Below are 24,292 nucleotides of genomic sequence, written 5' to 3'. Positions count from 1 at the left end.
TACCATGCGTGGACGTGACCTCAGACGAGTACCATCGCCCGCAGCCTGTCTGCGGCGTCGCCGGAACGTTGCTCGATGATGTCGGTTAATTTTCGTACCTGCGTCATCAAAAGTGGCACTCGTAGCTGTTCAGGCACAGCAGTGATTGCCGATACGGCGACGGATGCCGCCTCGTCCGGCTCGTTCTTCCTCGCGAGGTATCGAGCGCGGTCCAACAGGATCAGCGGTCTGTCCATGGGGTCGTCGGCGGGATAGGCGGCCAGCGCCTGCTCCTGTTCTTCCCAGGCGCTGTCGTCGCCGATCAGGCTCAGGACCTGTGAGCCGTACATCGTCATCTCCCCGTCCGGGAAGCCGAAGAACGGCTCGTTCTTCTGCTCCGGAGTGAGCCGATCGAAGATGCTTCGAGCGCTATCGAGTTCTCGGGCTGCCTGCTCGTGCTTACCCAGAAGGGCATGCGTTCGCGCAGCCAGGCCGGCGAGTTGTGCTGCCGGAGCGCTCGCGCCGCTGCCAAGGCTGGTGCGGGCTCGGTCGGCGATGGAGATCACCGTCTGAGGGGTCGGTCCGTAGAAGGCGCTCATGGCCTGCGCCATCGCGATCCAGTACTGATGGGCGACGTTGCTTGACAGTTCGCCGTACCGCTTGGCGGTGTGCAGCCAGTCCCGGGCGGCTCGCTCCTGCTCCAGGTCAGTACTGACGGCGCCGACCAGTCCACACAGCCGGGAAGCGATCAGATGGAGTTCACGCTGGTGCGGGTAGCGGTCGGTCAGGTTTGCGAGCTCGTGCAGGTCGGGGGTCAACGCCTGGAGCAGTGTCTGCGGTGGCATGGTGCCGTAAGAGGCGACGTGACCGGCGGTGACGTCGGCCCAGTGCTCCAGATCGGTGGCTGGAAGGACGCGACGGAGCCCTGCTTCCATCTGTGATCGGGTGCCGTCGAGGCTGAAGACGATCGGAGTGGCGGCGGCGAGGGACAAGAAGTGGCGACGATCCACGTCGGCGTCCTCCGGTTCGGTCAGCGATTCTGGGACCTCTCCCATCAGAGTAACGATCGGGTCCTCATCCGCCAGTCCCATCCGGACCAGGGGCGCCCGGAACCATAGCGCGAGGTACCGGCGGTAGAACCGGCCCGGAACGATGTGGCCGTTCTCCCAGCGGGAGTACTGGGAAATCGACGGAGTTCCGTCGGAGCATGGGCGACCTTCGTCGGAGGCAAGAACACGCACGCCGGTGATGACCTCATTCTGGGTCTGACCGCAGGCCAGCCGCCATGCCATCAGCAGCGTCGGAGTTTCGGCTTTGCCCGAAATCGTCTGCACGAGCTGCCAGAGTGTCCAGTTTTCGTAAGCAGCTCTCGCGCGCAGTTCCGCAGAGATCACGTCACGTGACTGGGAATCCACGAGCGCACCGTAACACCGCTTCGCGTCCGTGCAAGGGCCCCCTTTGGGGCTTGCCTCTCTGACAACCGGCTTGCCAGTAAGAGGCAATTCCCGACGTCGCCTCGCCTGCGTTCCGATAGGAGCGTTCACCGTCACAGAGGGAGGAACCCCTGATGTCCCTGACCGCCACGACCACGACGACCTCCGAGCAGGCTGGCTCGTCGGGGCTGCTCGCCGGCCTCGACCTGAGGCTCGTCGAGACCGGCTCCGCCACGGAGGCGCGAAGGTGCAGCACCGACAACGGCTGCGACACCGTTGCCGGCGGCGACTGCTGACCTGGAGGGCACCGCGGGGTGGCTCCTCGGAAGAGCAGCCACCCCGCTCTTACAAGGAGTGACCGATGCCCGCACAGCGTCCCCGGCGGTGGTACGTCCCCGTCGACGCCGCCCTGTTTCGCGCCACGGCCACCATCCCGTCCGCGCCCGCATGGCCCACCCGCGACGACAGCGATGCATGGTGCGCGTGGTTGGCCCAGGTGTGGGCGGACGACAGCCTGGCCCGTGCTGTCGCGATCGCCAGCCCGGGTTTGGCGGCCGACATCGCCAAGACTGTCGCCGGATGGCGTCCTCGTCCGCGCCAAGCTCGTCGCCTGGTGATGACTCTGGCCCGCTACCTTCTGCGGATGCGCGGCCGAGCTACTCCGTTCGGCCTGTTCGCCGGGGTCGCGCCTCTCGCCTTCGCCGAACGGCCGTCGGCTGAGTGGCGACCGCAGGACCACGTGGTCCATACCCGGGCGGGTGGGGTGTGGCTGGCACGGATCATCGCGCAGTTGGAGGCTGACCCGAAGATTCGGGCTTGTCTGCCGGTGGTCCTTAACGACCTTGCGGAGGAACGCGGCGACAGGCTGGTCGTGACTGGACAGCCCCATGCCTCGCCTCCATCCCAGTCCGAGGCGCAGGTGTCCGTTCGGCTGATCGCCCCGATGCGGATGATTTGCCAGCAGGCACGTTCTCCGATCACCGTCGCCGACCTTGCCATCAGGGTCGCGGACGAGTTCGATGTCGCGGTCTCGGACGCCGATGCGATGCTGGCGAGCCTGATCAGCGCGGGCGTGCTCGTCACCAGCTTGCGGCCCTCGCTCACCTGCTTGGACGTGCTGGCCCACGTTCTACTGCAACTTCATGCCACCGGCGCTGCCGATTCGTGCAAGCGGCTCGTTGCCGAACTGGAGGACATCCACGCCGACCTGGGCCGAGGCGCCGGGGTGGACGAGCAGATGCGGCGGGTCGCTGAGGCTGAACATCCACAGGTTGTGGATTTGCGACTCGGCTGCGATGTCGTCCTGCCGGATGCGGCGGCCGAGGAAGCGGCTGCCAGCTTGTCCGCCCTGGTCCGGCTCAGTCCACATCCGGACGGTCACCCGGGCTGGCGCTCGTACCATGGCCGGTTCCTGGAGCGATACGGGGTGGGCGCGATCGTGCCGGTGGCGGACCTCGTCAACGAGGTCACCGGGCTGGGCTTCCCCGACCACTACACCGACACGGAGCAGGACCTGCCCGAGCGGCTGTCACCTCGCGACGCCGCGCTGCTGGCACTCGCCCAGCAAGCCGCTCTCGATCGCAACGATGAGGTCCGCATCGACGACGAGTTCATCAACGGCCTGCGTCCTGGAATCGTCGAAGAACTCCAGGTGCCGCCGCATCTGGAGATGTTCGCCGAAGTATGGGCGTCGTCCATGGACTCACTGGCCGCTGGTGACTTCCGGCTGGTCGTATCGGGAGTCAGCCGCGGCGGGCTGTGCCTGGCGGGCCGGTTCACAGGCCTGTTTCCGGAGGCCGAGCAGCACCGTCGAATCGGCACCTACCGGCGATTGCCGGTAGCGGTGGCGGGCGCGGTGACGGCACAACTGTCCTATCCGCCCTGCCATCCCCATCTGGAGAACGTCACCCGCACGCCGCGTCTACTGCCCGCGCTGATCAGCGTGGGCGAGCATCATCGGCTCGATGGGCTCACGGTGCAGGACCTGGCGGTCACCGCCGACAAGGCCGGCATGTACGTGGTGTCGCTGCCCGAGCGGCAACTGGTGGAACCGTTCGTCGCCAACGCGAGTGCCCGCCACACGATGCCCCCGATCGTGCGGCTGCTGTCGGAGACCCCTCGTGCCCGCGTGGTTGCCTCGTCTCCGTTCGCGTGGGGAGCGGCCCGCTGTCTGCCGTTCCTACCGCGAGTCGTCTACGGACGGACCGTGCTGGCACGAGCCCGCTGGCGCGTCCCTGCCGCTGACCTGCCCGCACGCGATGTGTCGCCCGCTCGCTGGCATGAGCTGTTCTCGGAGCTACGCGAACGTAGGCGGCTGCCGAAGATGGTGTCGGTGGGCGACTCCGACCTGCGGCTACGTCTGGACCTCGACGAGCCCATGGACTTGCAGGTCCTGCGCGATTACCTCGACCACGCCGCCGCAGGCGGCCAGGCGGTGACGGTGCTGGAGGCGTCCACACCCGAAACCCACGGTTGGCTGGATGGCCGCGCTCATGAGGTGGTCATCCCGGTCGCCTCCACTCGCCCCCCGACACCGACACCCAACCTGTTCGCCCGGCCGATGACCCGACCGGAACGGCCAGTGTTGCCAGGCGGCCGACTGGTGTACGCGAAGCTCTACACCCACCCCGACGCCATGGACCTGATCCTCACCGCCCACCTACCTCGTCTGCTGGAGGACCTGACGCCCACCACGCCTTGGTGGTTCATCCGCTACCGCGACCCGCGTCCGCATCTACGACTTCGCCTGCACGACGTCGGGCCTGAGGGCATCGCCCGTCTCCATACCTGGGCTGAGCAACTACGCCACAGCAGACTTACCGGCGACCTTGTGCTCGACACCCACTATCCCGAAACCGCCCGGTACGGCGACGGCCCGGCCCAGTCCGCCGCCGAGAAACTGTTCGCCGCCGACTCGGCGGCCGTCCTCGAACAACTCCGCACCAGCGGCGCCCAGTCTGAGCTGACGGGTGCGGGCACAGTTCATCTGGTGGCCGGGGTGGCCGGCGGCCTGCAGGCCGGGCTCCGGTGGCTGATCGACCATGGCGACATCGGAGCCGCCAAAGCAGCGCCACGCGAGGTCATCCACGCCGCCGCCGACCTCACTCTCGCACCTGATCGTTTGGCGAAGACATGGGCTGCCCGCTCCGAAGCAGCCGCCGCCTACCGTCATGAGATGGACTCCGCCGGGCTGTATCAGGTGGCGGTGATCCGATCGCTGGTTCATATGAACCACATCCGCGTGCACGGCATCGACCGCGACTGTGAGCGGGGCTGCTATCGACTCGCCCGCGCCATCGCCTTGACCCTCACCAACCGTGGAAGCAGCTAATGACCGCCATCATGTGCCCGGCCGACGTCCGAGACGTCGCTGATCACCTCGCGGCCGTCTTGGCCACGCCGCCGGAACCTGACCCTGAGGCAGGGTACGGGCCGGACAGCTCCCGCTGGGACGGCCAGTCACTCGCTCACGGTGCCGCCGGCATCGTCATCCTTCATGGTGTCCGTGCACTCGATCAGATAGCGGGATGGGAACCCGTGAAAGCCTGGCTCGCTGTTGCGCTGCGCGAAGACGTCGCCAGCGGCGGGGGCGTCGGCCTTTGGCACGGGGCGCCCGCCATCGCTTTCGCCCTTCTTACCGGCGTTCCCGCCGATCAGTCGCGTGACCTGCTGGAGCGCCTGGACACCGCTGTCCTGGCAATCACCGAGCGGCGTCTGGAAGAGGCCAGGCGTCGTATGGACGCCTGCCTGCGGCCGCAGCCGGATGAGTTCGACCTGATCCGCGGCCTGAGCGGAATCGGCGCCTACTTGCTCCGCCGTGACCCAGACAGCATCCACCTGCGCGAGATCCTCTCTTATCTGGTTCGTCTGACTCAGCCCATGCCCGCCCGTGACCAGGCTGGAGTGGACGCCCCCGGCTGGTGGACTTCGCGACTGCCCGAAGCCCGGCCTGCCGAATCGTTCGCCGACGGCCACTCTGATCAGGGCATGGCTCACGGCATCTGCGGGCCTCTGGCGCTGCTGGCACTCGCCGCCCACACCGGCGTCACCATCGATGGCCACATCGACGCGATGAAGACGGTCTGCGCCTGGCTGACCCGATGGCGGCAAGACGGCACGGCTGGCTGGTGGTGGCCGGAGCGCGTCACCCTCGGTGAACTGCGGCGAGGACGTCCCCATCACGACGGGCCCGCACGGCCGTCGTGGTGCTACGGCACGCCGGGCATAGCCCGCGCGCTGCAACTCGCCGCCCTCGCTCTCGACGACCCCAGCCAGGCTCAGGCCGCGGAGCAGGCACTGATCGACTGCATCGCCGACACCGCCCAACTGGCGCATCTGGACACCGCCGGGCTCTGCCACGGCTGGGCCGGGTTGCTCGCCACCGCGCGAGCTGCGGCAGGCGACGCCGCATCTCCCGCCGTGCGGCAGTCGCTCCCGACCGTCGTCGACGCGCTCCTCCAACATTTGGCGCGTGCCCCAGCCCAGCCGACGGGGCTGATCGACGGCACCGCCGGGGCCGCGCTCGTCCTGCACTCCATAGCCACCCCGCACAGCCGACGAGGTTGGGAAACCAGCCTTTTGATCGCCTGACCGAGAAGGGGCCCGGCTGTGATCGCAGATCAGTGGCGCGAAGTCAGCGTATGGACGTCCACATGGCTCGCCGCCGAACAGCTCGCCACCCACACATGGGCACCGCATCTGACCGCCATGAAAACCAACGGAGACCTGGCCGGATGGTGGTTCATCCGGAAGGGGCGCGAATGGCGTATCCGCTACCTGCCCGCCATCGACAGCGGTCAGAAGGCGGCAGACGCTCTCGCCCGTCTGTTCGGCGAGGGTGCAAGCGACCAGGTCGAGCGGTGGGCACACACCCTCTACGAGCCTCCTGTCCATGTCTTCGGCGGTCCTGAGGTCGTGGAAGCCGCCCATGAGCTGTTCTATGCCGACAGCCGCCACGTCCTGGACTACATCCATGCGGGCGGAGGGCATCGCCGTGAGCTCGGCCTTCTTCTGGTTACCGCGATGGCGCGCGGCGCCGCCCGCGATTGGTACGACCAAGGTCATCTTTGGAAGTTGGTCGCCGCCGAACGGACCACACCCGGAGCGTCCACCCCAGAGCAGGCTGCGGCCGTTCACGACCTGCTGACCGCCGACATCGCCCACGCCACCGCTGCGGCGTCTGCCCCATCCGCTTGGGTTCAGGCATTTGAAGACGCCGGCCGCCGCCTGTTCGACCTCGACCGCGCCGGTGTTACCCAGCGCGGTCTCCACGCCATCCTCACGCACCACGTCCTGTACGCCTGGAATCGCTTAGGCCTTTCTGAGCAGGTGCAAGCGGCGCTGGCCCACACAGCGGCCGACGTCATCCTCGGCACCGACACGGCCCTGCACAAGCTGTCGAACGACCAGACCTGGCCTCCACAGAAAGCTATCTTCAGCCCGGTGAACACCGACACCGCCTCGACCCCTGCTGACTTTCGGCGACAGCTCGTCGAACACATCAAAGGCCGCGGGACCTTCCGCACCGCGGCCGTCGAACACGCCTTCAACGTGGTGCCGCGCGAGAAGTTCCTGCCCGAAGTCGACACCGCCGAGGCCTACGCGCCCCGTGTTCAGATCACCAAGTACGCCGAAGACGGCAGCGCCCTCTCATCGGCCTCCGACCCGAACCTGGTAGCCACCCAAGCCGAGGACCTCGACGTCCAGCCTGGACACAAGGTGCTGGAAATCGGCGCCGCGACCGGCATCAACGCCGCGCTCCTCGCCGAATTGACCGGGACCGACGGTCACGTCGTCACCATCGAGATCGACGAAGATCTCACCCACCGCGCTCGCGCCGCCCTCCAGCGGGCCGGATACGAGCGGGTGGAGGTCGTCTGCGGTGACGGCGCCGAAGGATGGCAGCCTGCCGCTCCCTTCGACCGGATGGTGGTCACCGCCGGAGCCTGGGACATCTCCACGCCCTGGTGGACCCAGCTCGCTCCCGGCGGCCGCATCGTCGTCCCGCTGCGCCTTCACGGCAGCGGCCTGACCCGCTCCATCGCCTTCGACCTTGCCGCCGACGGCCGGTCCATGACCGGTAGCCACGCCCGGGTCTGCGGATTCGTGCCGCTGCGGGGCAGCGCAGCCCACACCGCCGCGCGCATCAGTCTCGGTCACGACGCCACACTGAACGTCGACACCGCTGACCAGCCCGACGCCGAAGTACTCTCACACGCGCTCTCCCATCCAGCCGAGCAGCTGTGGACCGGCCTGAACGTCGGCGACCATGAACCCGTCGAACACCTCGACCTCTGGCTGGCCACCCACACGACCGGCTTCGCTCGCCTTGCCGTCACCCCGGCCGCCCGCCGGGATGGCCGCCTCACCCCCGCTCTCCGCTGGGCGGGCGCGTGCCTTCATGACGGCGGCACCATCGCCTACCTGGCAGTACGTGAACACGGCCCCATCAGCAAAGAACTGGGCGTCATCGCCCATGGTCCTGACGCCCGCGCACTCGCTGACCGGCTGGCCGACCTGCTGACGCAGTGGAACCACAACCGGCCCGCCCGGCCTCGGATCATCACCCACCCCGCCACCACCCCGGTGGACCAGCTCCCCGCCGGATTCCGCATCGACCGGCCGGACACCCGCTTGACGATCACCTGGTGACCCCCACCTGAAGGAGGCGCACAGCCGATGACCGCCGCCCCGGACGCTTCATCCCTTCAGCACCTGTCCGACATAGCCGCCCGGCGCTTCCCCCTGGTCGCGCGAGCTCAGGTCATCGGCCGTCCTCTACAAGTTCGCACCGACCAGATTCGGGCCCGCGCGGACCAGGCTGCCGCAGGCGGTCCGGACATGCTCGTACGCGCCTGCGAGGCTCTCAACCTCGCCGCTCTTACGGCCAGCGACTGCGGGCTGCCCGACCTCGCCCGCGCCTGGTGCTGGGACCAGTTCGACCTCCTGCATCAGGCACGCCCGCATCCGCTGGACACCGCCAAACTGACACTCCAGCCCATCATCAACCTCGCCCGGCTGCGTATCCGCGACGGTGACGGCGAGGCCGCCTGGCGGCTTCTCGAGGATCTGTTCAGCGCCATCCGGACTCGTGCCGACACCGAGCTGGACGGCCGCCCCGTCTCCTTCCACGACTTCACCCGCTCCGACGAACTAGGGGAGCTCTGCCAATGGCTGTGGGAGGTGCTGCTGAACGACGGCCTGCGCGCTCTCGCCCGTGCCAGCCGCTGGCAGCAGGCCCACGCTCAGGCTGAACAGTTGCGCGGCATTGGTACGCGGCTGGGGGATGGACGCCAGATCGCGATCCTCGCCACATGTCTCACTGGCCGATCCGACAAGGCGCTGAATTTGCTGTCCGGCAGCCACATCACCGAACCCTGGGAGGAAGCGGTGGTTTCCTGCCTGACTGTGTTGTGCCTTCGGTCCGAAGGAACAACAGCGACTGCTCAAGCCCGGCAGCTGATCAACCGCTACCTGGCGTTCAGCCGCGAGGAAGTGCCAGAGTTGGCCGCTTTCACGACTCGGCTTGGATTGGCCGTACTCGACTTACTCGATGAGCCAGACGCGCGAACCGCGGTACATGACCGGCTGGTGGGCTTGGCCGTGTCCCCTGGGGGCAGTTACGCCGCTCGCGATGTGCTCGCCCACCCAATCTGCGCGGCGAATCTGGACGAAGGGCAGAACGCCGCGCTCGACGCGGTAGTGCGGGGCTCCGGGCTTGGTCGGGGCAGACTGCCGTCCGAGGTCTTCGAGTGTGTGGCTGTGAGTATGGCCGCGCTCACCTCATCGTCTAACTGAGCGGCGCTGACCATGTCTGAGTTAGCACGGTGAGGGTACTGGCGACGTCCCCGGCGCGGAGGACGTATGCGGGGACGCCGCCAGTGAGGAGAGCAGCTAATGCGGACCTTGTGCTCTCCTCGTGTACAACCTGGCTGCTCCCTGGCGCAGCACTACGCCGTCCCGTGGCAGGAGTACAGCAAACAGGATGTCCGGCCGTTAGAAGGCCCGTGAAGTCACGGGGCTTCGCGGCGCGAAGCCCCGCTGAAGGGCTCGCGACCCACCCTGCCTACATCTTGTGAATAGGAGACACAACTCCTTTGTAGGGTGTGGTCATAACCTGCTCGTGTTGATATGGTCCCTGTCAACGGTCTGTGTGTTGATACCAAAGAAGTGAGCGTCCGCCTGTGACACGTTTGGGAGACTGTTCGCGATGACGGCGGATGACCGCATCGGATCCGTGCGACCGGTCGACAAGAGAGGCCACCACGTGGCGAAGCTGACGTTGCCGCAGCTTGAGCGGCATCTGTTCGGGGCGGCGGACATTCTCCGCGGCAAGATGGACGCTTCGGAGTTCAAGGAGTACATCTTCGGGATGCTCTTCCTGAAGCGGGCCTCCGACCAGTTCGACGTGGTCCGGGACGAGCTCATCAAGAAGCTGGTCTCTGACGGCAAGCCAAAGACAGAGGCCGAGCAGATGGCCGCCGCTCCCGGCTTCTACCGTGGTGACAGCTTCTACGTCCCGGAGAAGGCCCGCTGGAAGTACATCAAGGACCACTCCCGCGAGAAGAACGTCGGCAACCTGCTCAATACCGCGCTCAGCCAGTTGGAAGAGCACAACACCCACGCGCTTGAGGGCGTGCTGGAACACATTGACTTCATGAGGAAGGTCGGCCAGTCGACCATTCCCGACAGCCGGCTCCAGAAGCTCGTCGACCACTTCCACCGGGTACGGCTCGGCAACGAGGACTTCGAGTTCCCGGATCTGCTCGGCGCCGCGTATGAGTACCTGATCGGCCAGTTCGCCGACTCCGCGGGCAAGAAGGGCGGCGAGTTCTACACCCCGCGTGGTGTAGTCCGCATGATGGTCCGCCTGGTCAGGCCGGGGCCGGGAATGCGAATCTACGACCCGTGCTCCGGCTCGGGCGGCATGCTCATCCACGCCAAGGAGTACGTGGAGGAGCACGGCCGGGACCACCGCGACCTGACCCTCGCCGGTCAGGAGTACAACGGCGGCACCTGGGCCATCTCGAAGATGAACATGATCCTGCACGGCATTCTCAACGCCGAGTTGGAGAACGACGATACCCTCGCCGAGCCCAGGCACCTGGAGGGCGGCGAACTGATGCGTTTCGACCGGGTGCTCACCAATCCGCCGTTCTCGCTCAACTATTCGGCCGACGACATGAAGCACAAGGAACGCTTCAAGTACGGCTTCGCGCCCGAGAGCGGCAAGAAGGCGGACCTCATGTTCGCCCAGCACGTGCTCGCCGTGCTGACCCCGGACGGTGTCGGCGCCACCGTCCTACCGCACGGCGTCCTATTCCGTGGCGGCAAGGAGAAGGACATCCGCGAGGGCATCATCAAGGACGACCGCCTGGAGGCAGTCATCGGCCTCGCCCCCAACCTCTTCTACGGCACCGGCATCCCCGCCTGCATCCTCGTCCTGCGCGGCACGAATCCCCGGCCGAAGGAACGCCGCGGCCAGGTCCTGTTCATCAACGCCGACCGCGAGTTCACCGCTAGCCGGGCGCAGAACTACCTCGACCCGCAGCACGCCGAGAAGATCGTGGGCGCCTACGAGGAGTACCGCGACATCCCCGGCTTCGCCCGCGTCGTCGACATCAAAGAATTGAGGGAGAACGACTTCAACCTCAACATCCGCCGCTACGTCGACAACACTCCCCCGCCCGAACCCCAGGACGTCCGCGCCCACCTGCACGGCGGCGTCCCCAAATCCGAGGTAACCGCCAAGGCCCACCTGTTCGAGGCCTTCGACATCGACCCCGCCACGCTGTTCACGGAGAAGGACTCCGCCTACTACGCCTTCCTCCCCGAAGGCTGGCAGTCCACCGCCAACCGCCTTCCGTCGCTCGCCAACCCCGCGGAGGTACGGCTCCGCGAGACGTTCTCCGACTGGTGGTCGCGTCACAGCAAACGCCTGATCGAACTGCCCGAGTCCAAGAAGGTCATGGAAATCCGGGCCGAACTGCTCGACTCGTTCGTCGCGGAGTTGCAGCCACTTAAGCTCCTAGACCGTTTCGAGTTGGCCGGTGTGGTGGCCGCCTGGTGGGGCGAGACGCAGTACGACATCAAGGCGCTGGGCCTGAACGGCTTCGAGGGAGTCGTGGAAGGGTGGCTCACCACGATCGAGTCCGCTTTTGCTCTGGATGAGGAAGAGGCCGAGTACTGGGACAAGCAGAAGATCGCAGCAGAGAAGCGCAAGGCCCGCGAGCACCGCATCGTCCCGGCGCTCATCCCCGACTATCTCGCTGAACTCGAGGCAGCCGAATCTCAGTACGCCGACCTGAACGCCCAAGTCAAGGCCGCTACGACCAAGCCTGCCGAGGATGATGAGGACGAGTCTGCGGACTCGGATTACCAACTCTCTGAGGCCGACCTCCGGAAGCTGAGATCCGCTATGGCCGCGGTCCGCAAAAGAGTCGCTGCCCTGGAGACTCACTTTCTCCCTCGCCTCCGCATGGCTGCCGGAGCCCTTGACCGTGATGGCCTTCGTGGCTTGGTCCTCGAAGTTCTCCGCATTCAGCTTTCCAGCCGCATCGATTCTCGTACGGCTACCACTCGTAGAATGCTCGAATCAGCCTTCTTCGGCTGGTCCGACAAATACGCAGTCACCCTCCGTGAGCTTGAGCTCCAACGCAACGTAGCTGCCGCTGGCTTGGAGTCCTTCCTGGAGGAGCTCGGCTATGCGTGAAATGCGCCTGGAAGAAGTGGTTGAAGTCAACCCAGAAGTTCTCGGGGCTGGCACACCCAGCTCCCTAAATTTTCGCTACATCGACCTAAGCGCCGTCAGTCGAGGAACTATATCGTGGCATCAACTTGATATTCATAAACGATCCACAGCTCCGTCTCGAGCTCAGCGTAGAGTGAGGCGAGGCGACTGCTTGTTTGGCACTGTCAGACCTTTACAGCAGTCGCACGGCTATATCGATAAGAATGTCGACCTGCTAGTGGCATCCACAGGATTCGCAGTTCTGAGAGCTAAACCCGGCATAGCAAATTCTCGGTTCATCTACCACTGGATGCTAAGTTCCTCTGCCCTTACGCAGTCCGATGCCTTGGCCGTTGGATCGAGTTATCCTGCAGTAAATGAGTCAGATGTCTCGAAGTTTCGAATTGTTCTTCCCTCCCTGGTAGAGCAACAGCGGATCGCGGAGATCCTCGACACTCTCGATGCCCAGATCAAGAGCTCACAACTCCTGGTAGAGAAGGTCACGTTGTTGCAAGATGGTGTAATCGAAAGCATATTTTCTGAAATTTCTCCTAATGGCTGCATCGGCGAACTTCTTACTGGAACGCCCAAGAACGGAATATACAAACCTTCGTCAGACTATGCTGACAGCGGAACGCCAATCATCAGGATCGATAGAATCCAGCGGGGCGAGATTCAGTCACAGGAGACTCTTCCACGCGTAAAGCTATCTAAGAGCGAAGAGGTTCAGTTCGCCCTCCAGGCAGACGACATTTTGATTAATCGAGTTAACAGCATAGACTACGTCGGCAAATCTGCACTGATTCGAGACCTCCAAGAAACCACCGTATTCGAATCAAATATGATGCGATGTCGCGTTAATCGCAATGTTGCCATACCTAAGTTTGTCGCGACCTGGCTAGGAACATCTCATGCAATGCGCCACTTCCGAAGCTCGGCAAAGAGTGCCATTGCCCAAGCAAGCGTTAATCAGCGAGACATCCGCGCATGCCCGGTTCCCATTGCGGATCTCAATCGCCAGGGAGACGTGATTCGAATTGTTGACGGTATCCGCGCGCAAAAACACCTACGGGAGTTGGAGCTCAAGAAACTTCAGCTTCTTAAGCAGGGCCTCATGGATGACCTGCTAAGCGGACGGGTTCGGACTCCGGAGGCAGAAGCCGTCCTAGAAGATCTTTAGGGCTTAGGCGGAGCGGGTCTGTCCTGGTGTAGGGACGATTTGTTCACGTTCGTGATTGTAGTTCGAGACGGGAGCAGGATCGTGGCGAACGAGTTGGAATACACGTTGGTGGAGAAGCCACTGATCGAGCAGCTCAAAGGGATGGGGTGGAAGCACCTGGAGGGTGCGCCCTACTACGCTGTGATTCCGACCGTCGCTCGCAATTCTGGACGTCGTGGTTTTGACGAGGTGATTCTCGAAAGCCGCTTACGGGACGCGCTCGTTCGGATCAACCTCAACGATCAGGGTGAGGAGTGGCTGGACGACACCCGGATCAGCTCCGCCGTCAACGCGCTGACCCGCGTCCCGGTGACGAAACTCCTCGAAGCCAACCAGCACGTCACAGAGCTCCTGATCAAGGGCACCGCCGTGGAGGGCGTGGCGGGCTGGGACGGTGGCAAGACCCGCGTCGTCCACTACATCGACTGGAAGAACCCGGACAACAACGAGTTCACCGTGGTCAACCAGTTCCGCCTGGACATCCCCGGCGGCGGACAGGGGCCGATCGTCCCGGACCTGGTGTTGTTCGTGAACGGTATCCCGCTTGTCGTCATCGAGTGTAAGTCGACCACCGAGAGCAGCCTGGCCGGCGCCGTCCACCAGCTCCGCAAGTACGCCGAGCAGACAGGCGGCGAGAGCCGTACCGGAAATCAGAAGCTCTTCCACACGGTCCAGCTCACGATGGTGACCAGCGGGGAGGAGGCCAGGCTCGGCACGTTCACCGCCGAGTTCGAGCACTATGTGCCGTGGCGTGACCCGTACCCCCTGACGAAGGCGGCGCTCGCCGCGCGGCTGGGCAAGACCGAGGAGCAGCTCAGCAGGCAGGAGATCCTGGCGGCGGGCGTGTTCGACCGGGCCAACCTGCTCAACATCGTGCACAACTTCGTCACGTTCATGACGACCGACCAGGGCAGGACCATCAAGGTCGCACCCCGCTACCAGCAGTTCCGCGCGGTCGAGAAGACCGTGAACCGGCTGCGGACCGGGAAGACCCGCCGCCAGGACGGCGTGGCCGACCGGCGGGGCGGGATCGTCTGGCACACCCAGGGGTCGGGCAAGAGCCTCACCATGACGTTCCTGGTTCGCCGGCTGCGGTTCAGCGACGACCTGCTGAACGTCAAGGTGGTCGTGGTCACCGACCGTACCCAGCTTCAGGACCAGCTGGCCGCCACGATGGGGCTGAGCAACGAGAAGGTCGACACGGCCAGAACGGCCGCGCGGGCGAGGACGATCCTCGGCCGGCAGGGTCCGGGAGTCGTCTTCGTGATGATTCAGAAGAACCGGGATGGATCTCTGCAGGATTCTCTCGATCTGGGTGAGGTCAACACCGACGAGTCGATCGTGGTGCTGATCGACGAGGTTCATCGTTCGCACACCGCGAGTCTCGGCGCGAACCTGCGCGAGGCGCTGCCGAACGCGGCCAGAATCGGCTTCACCGGCACACCGATCATGACGAAGAAGGGGCGGCGGAAGACCAGCGTCGAGCTGTTCGGCTCGTTCATCGACACCTACCGGCTCCGCGAGGCCGAGGAGGACGGCGTGATCGTGCCGATCCTCTACGAGTGCTTCTGGGTGAAGGGCGCGCTGCGGGACGGCCAGGACATGGACGAGCTCTTCGACGAGGAGTTCGAGAGCCTCAGTGAGGACGAACGGGAGCAGTTACAGCGGCGCTGGGCTACCAAGGGCCACGTGTCCTCCGCGGAGAAGCTGATCGACGCCAAGGCCAAGCACATGCTGCGCCACTACGTGGACAAGGTGCTGCCCGAAGGGTTCAAGGCGCAGGTGGTGGCGCATGACCGGGCCAGCACGATCCGCTACCGCGAAGCGCTGCTGGCCGCCCGCGACGAGTTGGTCGCGGAGATCGAGAAGCTCCCGAACAGCGTCCTGGCCAAGCCGCTCGACGAGCTGCGGCCCCGGCAGGTTCCGCTGGTCAAAGCGCACAGGCAGCTGGACCTGATCAAGCGGATGGACTTCGTTCCGATTATCTCCAAGGGCACGGCAGAGAACGAGAGCAACTACGACGAGTGGACCGACGAGGCCAAGCGGAAGGCCAGGATCGACGGGTTCACCCAGCCGTTCGGCGAGAACGACATCGCGTTCGTCATCGTCAAGTCGATGCTGCTCACCGGATTCGACGCGCCGATCGAGCAGGTCATGTACCTGGACGCCAAGCTGGCCGAGCATGATCTGCTACAGGCGGTCGCCAGGGTCAACCGGACCGCTGACGGCAAGGAGTGCGGCTGGGTCGTCGACTACCGGGGCGTGGGGCAGCACCTGCTCGACGCGCTGCGGATCTTCGCGGCGGAGGACTTCGATCCCGACGAGGGCGTGGACGTGTCAGGTGCGCTCCGGGACGCTCGTACGGAGATCGCCAAGCTGGAGCCGCGGCTCCAGCGGCTCCGGATGATGTTCCGCCACCCGGAGGACATCGAGCGCTGCGTGCAGGAGTTGGCCGACGTCGAGCTGCGGGATCGGTTCAACGCCGAGCTCTCCCGGTTCGCCAGGACCGTCAACACCGTGCTTCCCGATCCGGCGGCGAAGCCGTACCTGCCGGATCTCAAGCGTTTCGTGGTCGTCAGGGTGACCGCGACGCGGCGCTACCGGGTCGACGGCGGCGAGTTCGATCCGGGGGCGTACGGGGCGAAGATCCGTTTGCTGATCGACGAGCACATCACCTCGCTCGGCATCGAGCAGCAGCTACCGCCGATCAAGCTGACCGCGGCGAACTTCGCGGCCTCGGTCGAGGCGATGACCGGCGGATCGCGGGCGAAGGCGTCGGAGATGGAGAACGCCATCCGGCATCACATCACCGTGCACCGCGGCACGGACCCGGTCCGCTACCAGCGGCTGAGCGAACGCCTGGAAAAGATCCTCGTGGAGCTGAAGGACGAATGGGATCAGCAACTGCTCGCCCTGGAAGAGCTGGTCACGGATATCGTCGAAGAGAACGATGAGGATAATCCCCACGGTCTGAGCGCTGTGGAACAGCGGCTTCACCGCCTCCTCGTGGACGAGTTGGCCACCTCCGATGAGGGCATCCGCGACGAACGGTACGTTGACGCCACCCGGCAGATCTACGGAATGGCGTACACGATCATTCACCGCAGAGACTTCTGGGCGAAACGCACGGATGTCGAGGACTTCCGGCGGGACATCTTCAGCATCCTCATCGCCCACGATCTCGGTGATGTCACGCGGCTGGATGCCCTGGCCACCCGCGTCCGCGATCTGATCAAGAGCAACCAGAAGGACGTTCCCAGGGGGTGAGCCTGGCATGCTGGTGGCCGTGAGTGAGTTTCCGGGGGTTCTGCGGGTAGGCGACCTCGAGGTCGCCGTGTCGGTGAGCGAGCGGCGCAAGAGCGTGCGGCTCACTGTCGAGCGGGACTCCTCGGTCGTCGCGATCGTGCCACCCCAGGTCTCCAAGGCCGAACTGGTGCGGATGGTCGAGAACAAGCGAACCTGGCTGTACGGAAAGCTCGCCGAGAAGCGCGACCTGGGCGTTCCGCCACCTGCGAAGGAGTACATCTCAGGCGAAGGGTTCCTCTACCTGGGACGGTCATACCGGCTGCGAATCATCGAATCGGGCTGCGTAAAGCTCATTCGCGGGCGCCTTGAACTTCCCAAAGGCGGCGGGGCCAAGGAACTGGTCGACTGGTATCGGCGCGTCGGAGATCCTTGGCTACGCAGGCGCGTTCCGTCATGGGCCTCCCGGATGGGCGCCGAGTTGACCGGCCTGCGGGTCCGGCCTCTCGGCTACCGATGGGGGTCCTGTTCCCAGGACGGGCAGATCAACATCCACTGGGCCACCATGCAACTGCCTCCCAGCCTGATCGACTACGTCCTCGTTCACGAACTGGCCCATCTCCAACGGCCTGACCACGGTCCGGACTTCTGGCGGATCGTCGATCGCACGCTCCCCGGTTACGCGGAGCATCGGGAACGGCTCCGCCGCGCGGGAAACAACCTGTGGCTTCCGGAGGAAGGACGATGAGGCAGGACGACGTGACGGTCAGCGCTGCGGACATCGCGCGACTGGCCGACGTCGGAAGAGCCGCGGTTAGCAACTGGCGTAAGCGGTTCGACGACTTCCCGCAACCTGTGGGCGGGACGGCGAGTAGCCCGGCGTTCTCGTTGGCGGACATCGAAGAATGGTTGCGCCGCCATGACCGGTATGTCGAGGTGGCCCCGCTGGAGCGTGTGTGGCAGCGGCTACGCGCCACAAATGACGATCTTCGCTTGGGTGACGCGGTCGGCTACGTGGGGGCACTCCTCCTGTACATCCAGGGCGACCCTGCCGGCTGGCCGAGGCTCGCGGGACTGGCTGACGATCAGCTGCTCGCCCGGCTTCCCGTGCGGGTTCCCGCCGGTGTCGCCATCGACGCGGGGCTGATCAGGGTCATCGCCGAAGTGGGGCTGACTCAAGGGCCGGTCGACGCCTTCGACGTCATCTGCGAACGCTACGTCGAGAGCCACTCCCGGCGGCTGCTGGCCACACCACTGAACGTGGCCCAGCTGATGGTCAGGATCGGCGCCACGGCCGGAGCGAGGATGCTAGATCCGGCCTGCGGGATCGGCACTCTGCTGCTGGCCTCTGACGCCTCACGCGTATTCGGCCAGGAACTGAACGAGACGGCGGCCCGGCTGACAGCTGTTCGCCTGCGACTCCACGGGCTTAGGGCGACCATCAAATCGGGCGACTCGCTACGCGCGGACGCGTTCCCCGCGGAGCGGGTGGACGCCGTCGTCTGCAACCCACCGTTCAACGACCGTACGTGGGGCTACGAAGACCTGACCTACGACGTTCGCTGGGAGTACGGTCTTCCGCCTCGTGGCGAATCGGAGCTGGCGTGGGTGCAACACTGCCTGGCACACGTCCGGCCAGGAGGCCTGGTGGTCATCATGATGCCGGGAGTCGCGGCGAGCCGTCGCGCCGGACGGCGCGTGCGCGGAAACCTGCTCCGCGCGGGAGCGCTGCGGGCGGTCATCACGCTTTCCACGGGCGCCGCCCCGGCATCCAGCGGGGCACCTGACCTGTGGGTGCTCCGCCGTCCCGAGACGGGTGACCCGCCCCTCTCCGAGGTGCTCATGGTCAACGCCGGTGCGGATCTGTCACTCGCGGAGCAGGCGTGGCAGGCGTTCTCGACCGGGGGGCAACTGCCCGGCGGTAGCCGTACGGTGAGGATCATCGATCTTCTCGATGAGGAGATCGACCTGGCGACCGGCCATCGGTTGGCGATTCAGGAACACGTGGATTCGGCCGGGTTCGCCGCGCTTCGGCAGAAGGTCGTCTCGTTGGCCAAGGCCGTGCTCGCGGATATCCCGCGGCTCACCGAGGCCGAGCACCGCGAGGTGCCGATGACCAATCTCGGCGAGCTTTCCCGGGCCGGGGTGGTGGCGATTCTCCAAGGGCCGCTGAAACTGTCGCCGGAGGGGGATCGGCCGGTGCTCACCGCGAAAGATCTCCTACTCGGCCGACCCTGCACCGGCCGGACCGAGGACATACCAGGCCTCATCACCGTCGCGGCCGGCGACGTAGTCGCGCCACTGGTGACCGGGGGCGAGTCGGCGCCGCGGGTCATGACCGAATCGGGAGCGGCCCTGGGCGAGCGGCTGCTGCTGATCCGAGCCGACCCTGACCGCCTCGACCCCCATTTTCTGGCCGGTTGTCTGCGCGCGGCATCCGGATCGAGCGTCCGACGCGGGTCTTCGATGCGTTTGGACCCACGGCGTGCGCAGCTTCCTCGTCTTCCCATCGAGGAGCAACGTAGATACGGCGAGGCGTATCGCCGATTGCTCGCCTTCGAAGACACTTCGCGAGCGCTGCGTGAGATCAACGACAAACTGGTGGCGGCGGGATTCGACGGCCTGTTTGATGGGACGTTGCGACCCGAATGATTCCCTGCTCGTCGCGGAGGCGCGGGTGGACCCCATCCTCGATCGGTACGTGCTGGACGCCACTCCGCTGGGCGGCGGCGGCATGGGTGAGGTGTGGAGAGCCTCCGACCTGAAGCTCGCGCGGCATGTCGCGATCAAGTTCATCAGGTTCCCGGACGGCAAGCCGGACGAGCAGCTTGAGGCACGATTTCACCGTGAAGCCCAGATCATGGCGAGGCTGCGGCATCCTGGCGCTCCCGTGATCCATGACATAGGAGCGTACGAAGATCCCGTTCGCGGCCGTCGGCTCTTCCTGGTCATGGAATTCGTCGACGGGGTTGGCCTCGACGATGTCGTCGCCGAGCAGGGGCCGCTTCCCGTGGGGTGGGTGGCATCGGTGGGGGCACAGGTCGCGGCCGTACTGGAGGCGGCGCATGAACAGGGCATCCTGCACCGGGACCTCAAGCCCGCCAACTTGATGCTGCGATCCGACGGATCCATCCAGGTGGTCGATTTTGGGCTGGCGGTGCTGCGGGACCCCAAACTCACCAAGCTGACCGGCGCAGGGCAGATCCTGGGCACCGCCTCGTACATGTCGCCGGAACAAGTCGAAGCAAAGGAGCCCACTCCGGGCAGCGACATCTACTCGCTGGGTTGTGTGCTCTATGAGTTGCTCGTCGGGCGGGGGCCGTTCACCGGGTCGACCGAGTTCGACGTCATGGCCAAGCAGGTGAGTACGCTGCCGGATGCCATCGGCAAGATCCGGCCTGATGTGCCTCGGGAGCTCGACGAACTGGTGCTGTCCATGCTTGCCAAGCGGCCGGAGGACCGTCCCGCGACCGCGGCCGAAGTCCATGATCGGCTCATGCCGTACTTGTCGGGGACCGGCCTACTGCCGGGAGTGACATCGCCAGAGCCGAGTCCGATCCGCAGGTACGCTCACGCGGTCAGCCGTACCTTGACGGCCCGTGGCCCACATCTCGTGGCGATCAACTCGGTCCAGGCGACAGCGGCGTTCAGTCGGGGAGACCTCGGCAGGGCGCGACGCCGCGCGGCCTCGCTCGTCAGGGAAGACCGATACGGCGAAGCCGCCGAAGTGCTCGCCGCCATGGTCGAGCCAGCGGGCCGCGTTCTCGGGCTGGACGACCACGAGGTGCTGGACCTGCGCGGACACCTCGCGGACGTGCTGTTCGAGGGCGGTGACTACCAGGCGGCCGCGCAGGCGTTCCAGCAACTCGCGGCCCGTCTCGACGCCGGCGATGAGAACGGCTTCCAGCTGCGGACTCAGGAGGCGCTCTGCCGAGTTCATCTCGGGGACGCCGGATCAGCGCTGCGAATCATGGGCGAGTTGCTCGCCGACGAGTTGCGGGTCTACCCGGAGGACGACCCACGGCCGCTGGAACTGCGACGCCAGATCGGGGAGCTTGAGCAGAGTTCCGGTGACGTCGAACAGGCCCGCCGTACCTTGACGGCCCTGCTCGACGACCTCACCAGGCTCTACGGGCCGGACCATCCCGCGACCGTACGCGTCGCAGGCATGCTCACGAGCTGAGTCGGCTGAGCAGTGCGCCGACCTCGTTGTGCAGGGCGCGCAGCTCGCTCGCGGTAGGGCTGAGCTCATAGCCGTGGTAGTGGCACGCCCGGCTCAGGCCCGCCCAGGCGCGGGCCGCCAGCCGGGAGGTCTCCTGGCCCCGGTAGTGGGTAAGGCACAGAATCTGGGTCCGCGTGTCGCACCTTTCGACCCCTGGCTGAACACGCCGCCAGTAGTCGTCCAGGCAGGACTCCAGCGCCAGCCGGATGAGGAACGCGGTGGCACGTGGCCAGAGCCCTTGCTCGCCGGTGCGGAGCAGGCCGTCTGCGTCGGTCAGGTACTGCGCGGATCGCGTCACGTCAGTTCATCTCCCGCACCTTGCGGACCAGCTTGGTGACCTGCGCGATGGGATCACTACCAGATCCGCGCAGGCGCGCGTAGAAACGCTGCGGCTCGTGACTCCCCTGGTTACAGGCCTCGTAGACATCGGCGGCCCAGGCGCCGAACCTCCGGCTCAGCTCGCCGGACACGTCCTTCTGCTGCGGTACGCCCAGGGCGATCACGGCCATCTCCCCGGTCGAGCGGGCATCGGCGATCTGCTTCTCGGTCGTGGCGTGGTCGACGCCGTCGGCCAGCAGCCTGCGGCGGGCGACCTCGACGAAGGCGGTCTCCAACGCCACCCTGCACATTCCGGGCAGTACGGCGGCACCTGCCTGCGTGGGGAGCCGAGGGTTGCCGGCGATACCGCGCGCGTTCTTCAGCGCCCGCTCCACCGGATCGTCGCTGACCTCCACCGCCACCTCGGAGCGCTCCTTGCGGATCACCTCCAGGATCGTGGCCTGGACGTTCAGCCTGCGGATCGCCTCGGGGAGCCGACTGTCGTGGGTGAAGACCACGACCTGGCGGCGTTTGGCCACCGCGTCGAGCAGTTGGGCGAGGCCGTCGACCTTCTCCGGGTCCATCGACTGAACCGGGTCGTCGATGACGAGGAACTGGAACGGGCTGTCCGCCACGAGCGCGCGTGGCAGGAACAAGGACAGCGCCAGCGCGTGTAGTTCGCCCTGACTCATGACACCGAGCGCGGAGCCGCTGATGTCGTCGACGCTCACGTTCAGATCGGCGTGGCGCGTTCGTCCCTGACCGCCCAGCCGGATCTCGCCCAGGGAGACGTTGCTCTGACCCCGCATGATCTGCCAGTAGATCCGAGCCTCCTGGCCCTGGGCAGCCATTCGCTCAGCGCGCAGGCTGTCGTGGAGCGCCCGAGCTCCGTCGTCGGCCTTCTTCACGGTGGCCAACCGAGTCCTGGCATCGATGGCCTCCCGGGCGTCCCGGCACCACGCCGCCACCTCAGGAACGATCTGCTGCCACTGCCCATCCTGCTCGGAAAGCCGTTGGCGGGCTTCATCCCGTACGGCCTGGCACTGGTCGGCCAGCCGCTGGGCCGCTGCGACGAAGACGCTCAGGTCCGCGAGAGAACCCGCGGCCGTCCACTCCTGCCAAGCGGTGGCGATCTGCTCCGGGATGTCTGCCGGAGGATCGATGATGAGCCGTCTGACACCCTCGGTGGCCGCGTTCAGCTCTTGCTGGGCCGATTCCGCGGCGGCGGCCTCACCACGGAGGCGTGTGATCTCCTCGGCCGCGCGAGCCGCCCATTCTCCATCTAGTTTGGCCGGAGTCGCGCAGACCGGACAGGCAGGGTCGCCCGAGTTCCTGTCGCGGTGTGCCAGGACCAGGCCGAGCAGGTCCGCCCTGGCTCTGGCGTCTTCCGCAGCGGTTTCCCGCAGCTGCCGCACGGCCTTGCGGGCGGAGTACAGCCGATTGGCCGCTTGCCGGATGGCCTGGATGTCCGGACCGGTGAGGTTGGCGGCGCGGTGCAGGTGCTCGTCCCTCCGGGCATCCGACAGGAGGGCTTCGAGGGCGGAAAAATCCGGCAGTGCCTGGTTGAGCTCAACCAGGGCGGCCCTGGCACGAGGATCGTCGACGGCCGCCAGCCTGTCCACCAGCGCGGGGAGACTCAGTTTGGCCTTCTTCGCCGTCTTGGTCAGTGACAGCGTCTGATCGTGCAGGTTCTTGCACGCCTCGGCCAGCGGCCCCAGGCCGAGGATCGCAGAGATCTTGTCATGCGTATCCACGGCGCTGTCCAACGCCGTGCCCAGTTCGGCGTACGGAAGGAAAGGCCGGTGGTCGGCCAACGCCCGGCCCAGCCCGAGACTGGACAGCGGTGCCGGTCCTCGTCCCGGGCGGGTGACAGTGGCGATGTTCTGGGGGTACTTGTCACCCGTCCAAGTGAGGTTCACCAGACTGGGCTCGGTTTCGCCGGAGATCGCCAGTTCGACCTCGATCTCCGGCGGCACACTCTCGTGGAGGTTGGCATAGCCACCAGTCCATGCTTGGGTCCGGCCCTTCCACCGAGAGTTCTCGCCGGTCAGGGCTATCTCGATGGCTTCGGCGAAGCTGGACTTACCCGAACCATTCCGGCCCGTTACGACGGTCAGCCCGTTACCTGGGGTGAGCGGGAGGCGGATCGCCCGGCCGATTCCTCGGAACGCGCGGACGCTGACCGCGCCCAGATATATGCCGCTCGGAGCAGGGATCTCTTCAGGCTGGGCCACAGCCCCCAGTGCGTCCAGGATCAGTCTTTGCACGTCGACCGTGAGCGCCGAGGCCGCGAGCCGAGCGCGAACCTCGTCGTGGAGCGTGACATATGCCGAGGAAGTGGACACAGCGGTCTCCTGGGGGAAGGTCGTCAGAGCACGTGCGGCACGCACGACGGAAGCGGCGAGCGGTCAGCGTTATGCTCGAGGCACCCACAAGTAAAGCATCTGTGAATGTCATTCACAAGCCATATTTAGAAGGGCGAGCATCGCCATGGTTCGTGGCTAGCCCTGCCGGCTCCGGCACAAAGTCCGCGATGGCCATGACTTGGCACTGTGCCCATCATGGGTGACCACGACTTTGGCGCTGCGTCCGTCCTGGATGATCACGCTTGGGGTGCACTGATCACGATCTGGGCGGACGCTGCCGCTAAACAGGTCGCTAGAGGCGATTGCGAATGCGCTCGGTGGCTGTCCCAGCGCCAGAATGACCCGTCTCGGAGGTGGCGTGTATGACCTTGCTAGGTTTGATCATGGCGATGCCCGTCCCACGGACCTACCACGCATCCTTCGCGTTCGGTCCTTAATGTCTGCTTTAAGCAGTTGTGGGCCTATCGCTACTTCAGGCCTGGCGCCAGCCCTGAGACCTGCCGCGCCTTCGATCCTGGGTGTCACAACCCGGAGGGGTCACGTCCCACCGTGATCTGCTCCGCGATGCGGAGGATCTCGTCATAGGAGAGCGGGGGTGTGCCGGGGAGGTCACGGTGGAGGACGGTGACGATCTCGTCCAGTGGGCGGCCCGCGTAGCGCACGGCCACCTCGTGCACGATCCGGAAGAGCTCACGATTGGCCTCGTGCTCCCTGGCCACCTGGTCAACGATCATCAAGCTGTCCCCCCATGAGTCCCGCGAGTCCACCGGACACCGTACGCGG

15 protein-coding genes are annotated in these 24,292 nt (G+C 65.7%); 11 read left to right on the top strand and 4 right to left on the bottom strand.

Going from position 1 to position 24,292, the window contains the following annotated elements:
• Positions 1-20: 20 nt before the first annotated feature.
• Positions 21-1,394: an NsdA family TPR-like regulatory protein gene (locus KIP79_RS10900; RefSeq protein ID WP_214104600.1), complete on the bottom strand. Its 1,374-nt coding sequence runs from the start codon at positions 1,392-1,394 to the stop codon at positions 21-23.
• A 152-nt stretch (positions 1,395-1,546) separates the two neighbouring features.
• Between KIP79_RS10900 and KIP79_RS10895 the strand changes: the two genes are divergently transcribed.
• The 11 genes from KIP79_RS10895 (at position 1,547) to KIP79_RS10845 (ending at position 20,786) form a co-directional block, all read left to right on the top strand.
• A complete protein-coding gene (locus KIP79_RS10895) occupies positions 1,547-1,708 on the top strand; it encodes a hypothetical protein (RefSeq protein WP_214104599.1) in 162 nt (53 codons plus the stop codon).
• Positions 1,709-1,773: 65 nt separating this feature from the next.
• Positions 1,774-4,743, top strand: coding sequence for a lantibiotic dehydratase (locus KIP79_RS10890; RefSeq protein WP_214104598.1), 2,970 nt, complete (start codon positions 1,774-1,776; stop codon positions 4,741-4,743).
• A complete protein-coding gene (locus KIP79_RS10885) occupies positions 4,743-6,002 on the top strand; it encodes a lanthionine synthetase C family protein (protein ID WP_214104597.1) in 1,260 nt (419 codons plus the stop codon). The genes KIP79_RS10890 and KIP79_RS10885 overlap by 1 nt, the downstream gene beginning before the upstream one ends.
• A gap of 18 nt (positions 6,003-6,020) precedes the next feature.
• Complete coding sequence (fxlM, locus tag KIP79_RS49365) at positions 6,021-8,063, top strand: methyltransferase, FxLD system (protein ID WP_214104596.1); 2,043 nt, start codon at positions 6,021-6,023, stop codon at positions 8,061-8,063.
• Positions 8,064-8,090: 27 nt separating this feature from the next.
• Positions 8,091-9,209, top strand: coding sequence for a hypothetical protein (locus KIP79_RS10875; protein ID WP_214104595.1), 1,119 nt, complete (start codon positions 8,091-8,093; stop codon positions 9,207-9,209).
• Positions 9,210-9,621: 412 nt separating this feature from the next.
• Positions 9,622-12,123: a type I restriction-modification system subunit M gene (locus KIP79_RS10870; RefSeq protein ID WP_214104594.1), complete on the top strand. Its 2,502-nt coding sequence runs from the start codon at positions 9,622-9,624 to the stop codon at positions 12,121-12,123.
• Complete coding sequence (locus KIP79_RS10865; RefSeq protein WP_214104593.1) at positions 12,116-13,321, top strand: restriction endonuclease subunit S; 1,206 nt, start codon at positions 12,116-12,118, stop codon at positions 13,319-13,321. Before KIP79_RS10870 ends, KIP79_RS10865 begins: the two co-directional genes overlap by 8 nt.
• Before the next feature lie 81 nt (positions 13,322-13,402).
• A complete protein-coding gene (locus KIP79_RS10860; protein WP_214104592.1) occupies positions 13,403-16,627 on the top strand; it encodes a type I restriction endonuclease subunit R in 3,225 nt (1,074 codons plus the stop codon).
• A 19-nt stretch (positions 16,628-16,646) separates the two neighbouring features.
• The gene (locus tag KIP79_RS10855; RefSeq protein ID WP_214104591.1) at positions 16,647-17,351 is read left to right on the top strand and encodes a M48 family metallopeptidase; all 705 of its coding nucleotides are present in this window, start codon (positions 16,647-16,649) and stop codon (positions 17,349-17,351) included.
• On the top strand, positions 17,348-19,255 hold the full coding sequence (locus KIP79_RS10850; RefSeq protein WP_214104590.1) for an N-6 DNA methylase: 1,908 nt from the start codon (positions 17,348-17,350) through the stop codon (positions 19,253-19,255). The genes KIP79_RS10855 and KIP79_RS10850 overlap by 4 nt, the downstream gene beginning before the upstream one ends.
• A 25-nt stretch (positions 19,256-19,280) precedes the next feature.
• Positions 19,281-20,786 carry a serine/threonine-protein kinase gene (locus KIP79_RS10845; RefSeq protein WP_214104589.1) on the top strand — a complete coding sequence of 502 codons (1,506 nt, stop codon included), beginning with the start codon at positions 19,281-19,283 and terminating at the stop codon, positions 20,784-20,786.
• Here KIP79_RS10845 and KIP79_RS10840 read toward each other — a convergent pair.
• The 3 genes from KIP79_RS10840 to KIP79_RS10830 form a co-directional block, all read right to left on the bottom strand.
• Positions 20,776-21,123: a hypothetical protein gene (locus tag KIP79_RS10840; protein WP_214104588.1), complete on the bottom strand. Its 348-nt coding sequence runs from the start codon at positions 21,121-21,123 to the stop codon at positions 20,776-20,778. The two genes, KIP79_RS10845 and KIP79_RS10840, sit on opposite strands and share 11 nt — an antisense overlap.
• Position 21,124: 1 nt before the next feature.
• The gene (locus tag KIP79_RS10835) at positions 21,125-23,488 is read right to left on the bottom strand and encodes an AAA family ATPase (protein WP_214104587.1); all 2,364 of its coding nucleotides are present in this window, start codon (positions 23,486-23,488) and stop codon (positions 21,125-21,127) included.
• A 542-nt stretch (positions 23,489-24,030) separates the two neighbouring features.
• Positions 24,031-24,243 (bottom strand): hypothetical protein, encoded by a 213-nt coding sequence (locus KIP79_RS10830; protein WP_214104586.1) that lies wholly within the window; start codon positions 24,241-24,243, stop codon positions 24,031-24,033.
• Positions 24,244-24,292: the final 49 nt, after the last annotated feature.

It is taken from the genome of Acrocarpospora catenulata (assembly GCF_018476525.1).
In the GTDB taxonomy this organism is placed as follows: domain Bacteria; phylum Actinomycetota; class Actinomycetes; order Streptosporangiales; family Streptosporangiaceae; genus Acrocarpospora; species Acrocarpospora catenulata.
Note: the sequence above shows the minus strand (reverse complement) of the source record. Positions and strands in the feature narration are given on the sequence as shown.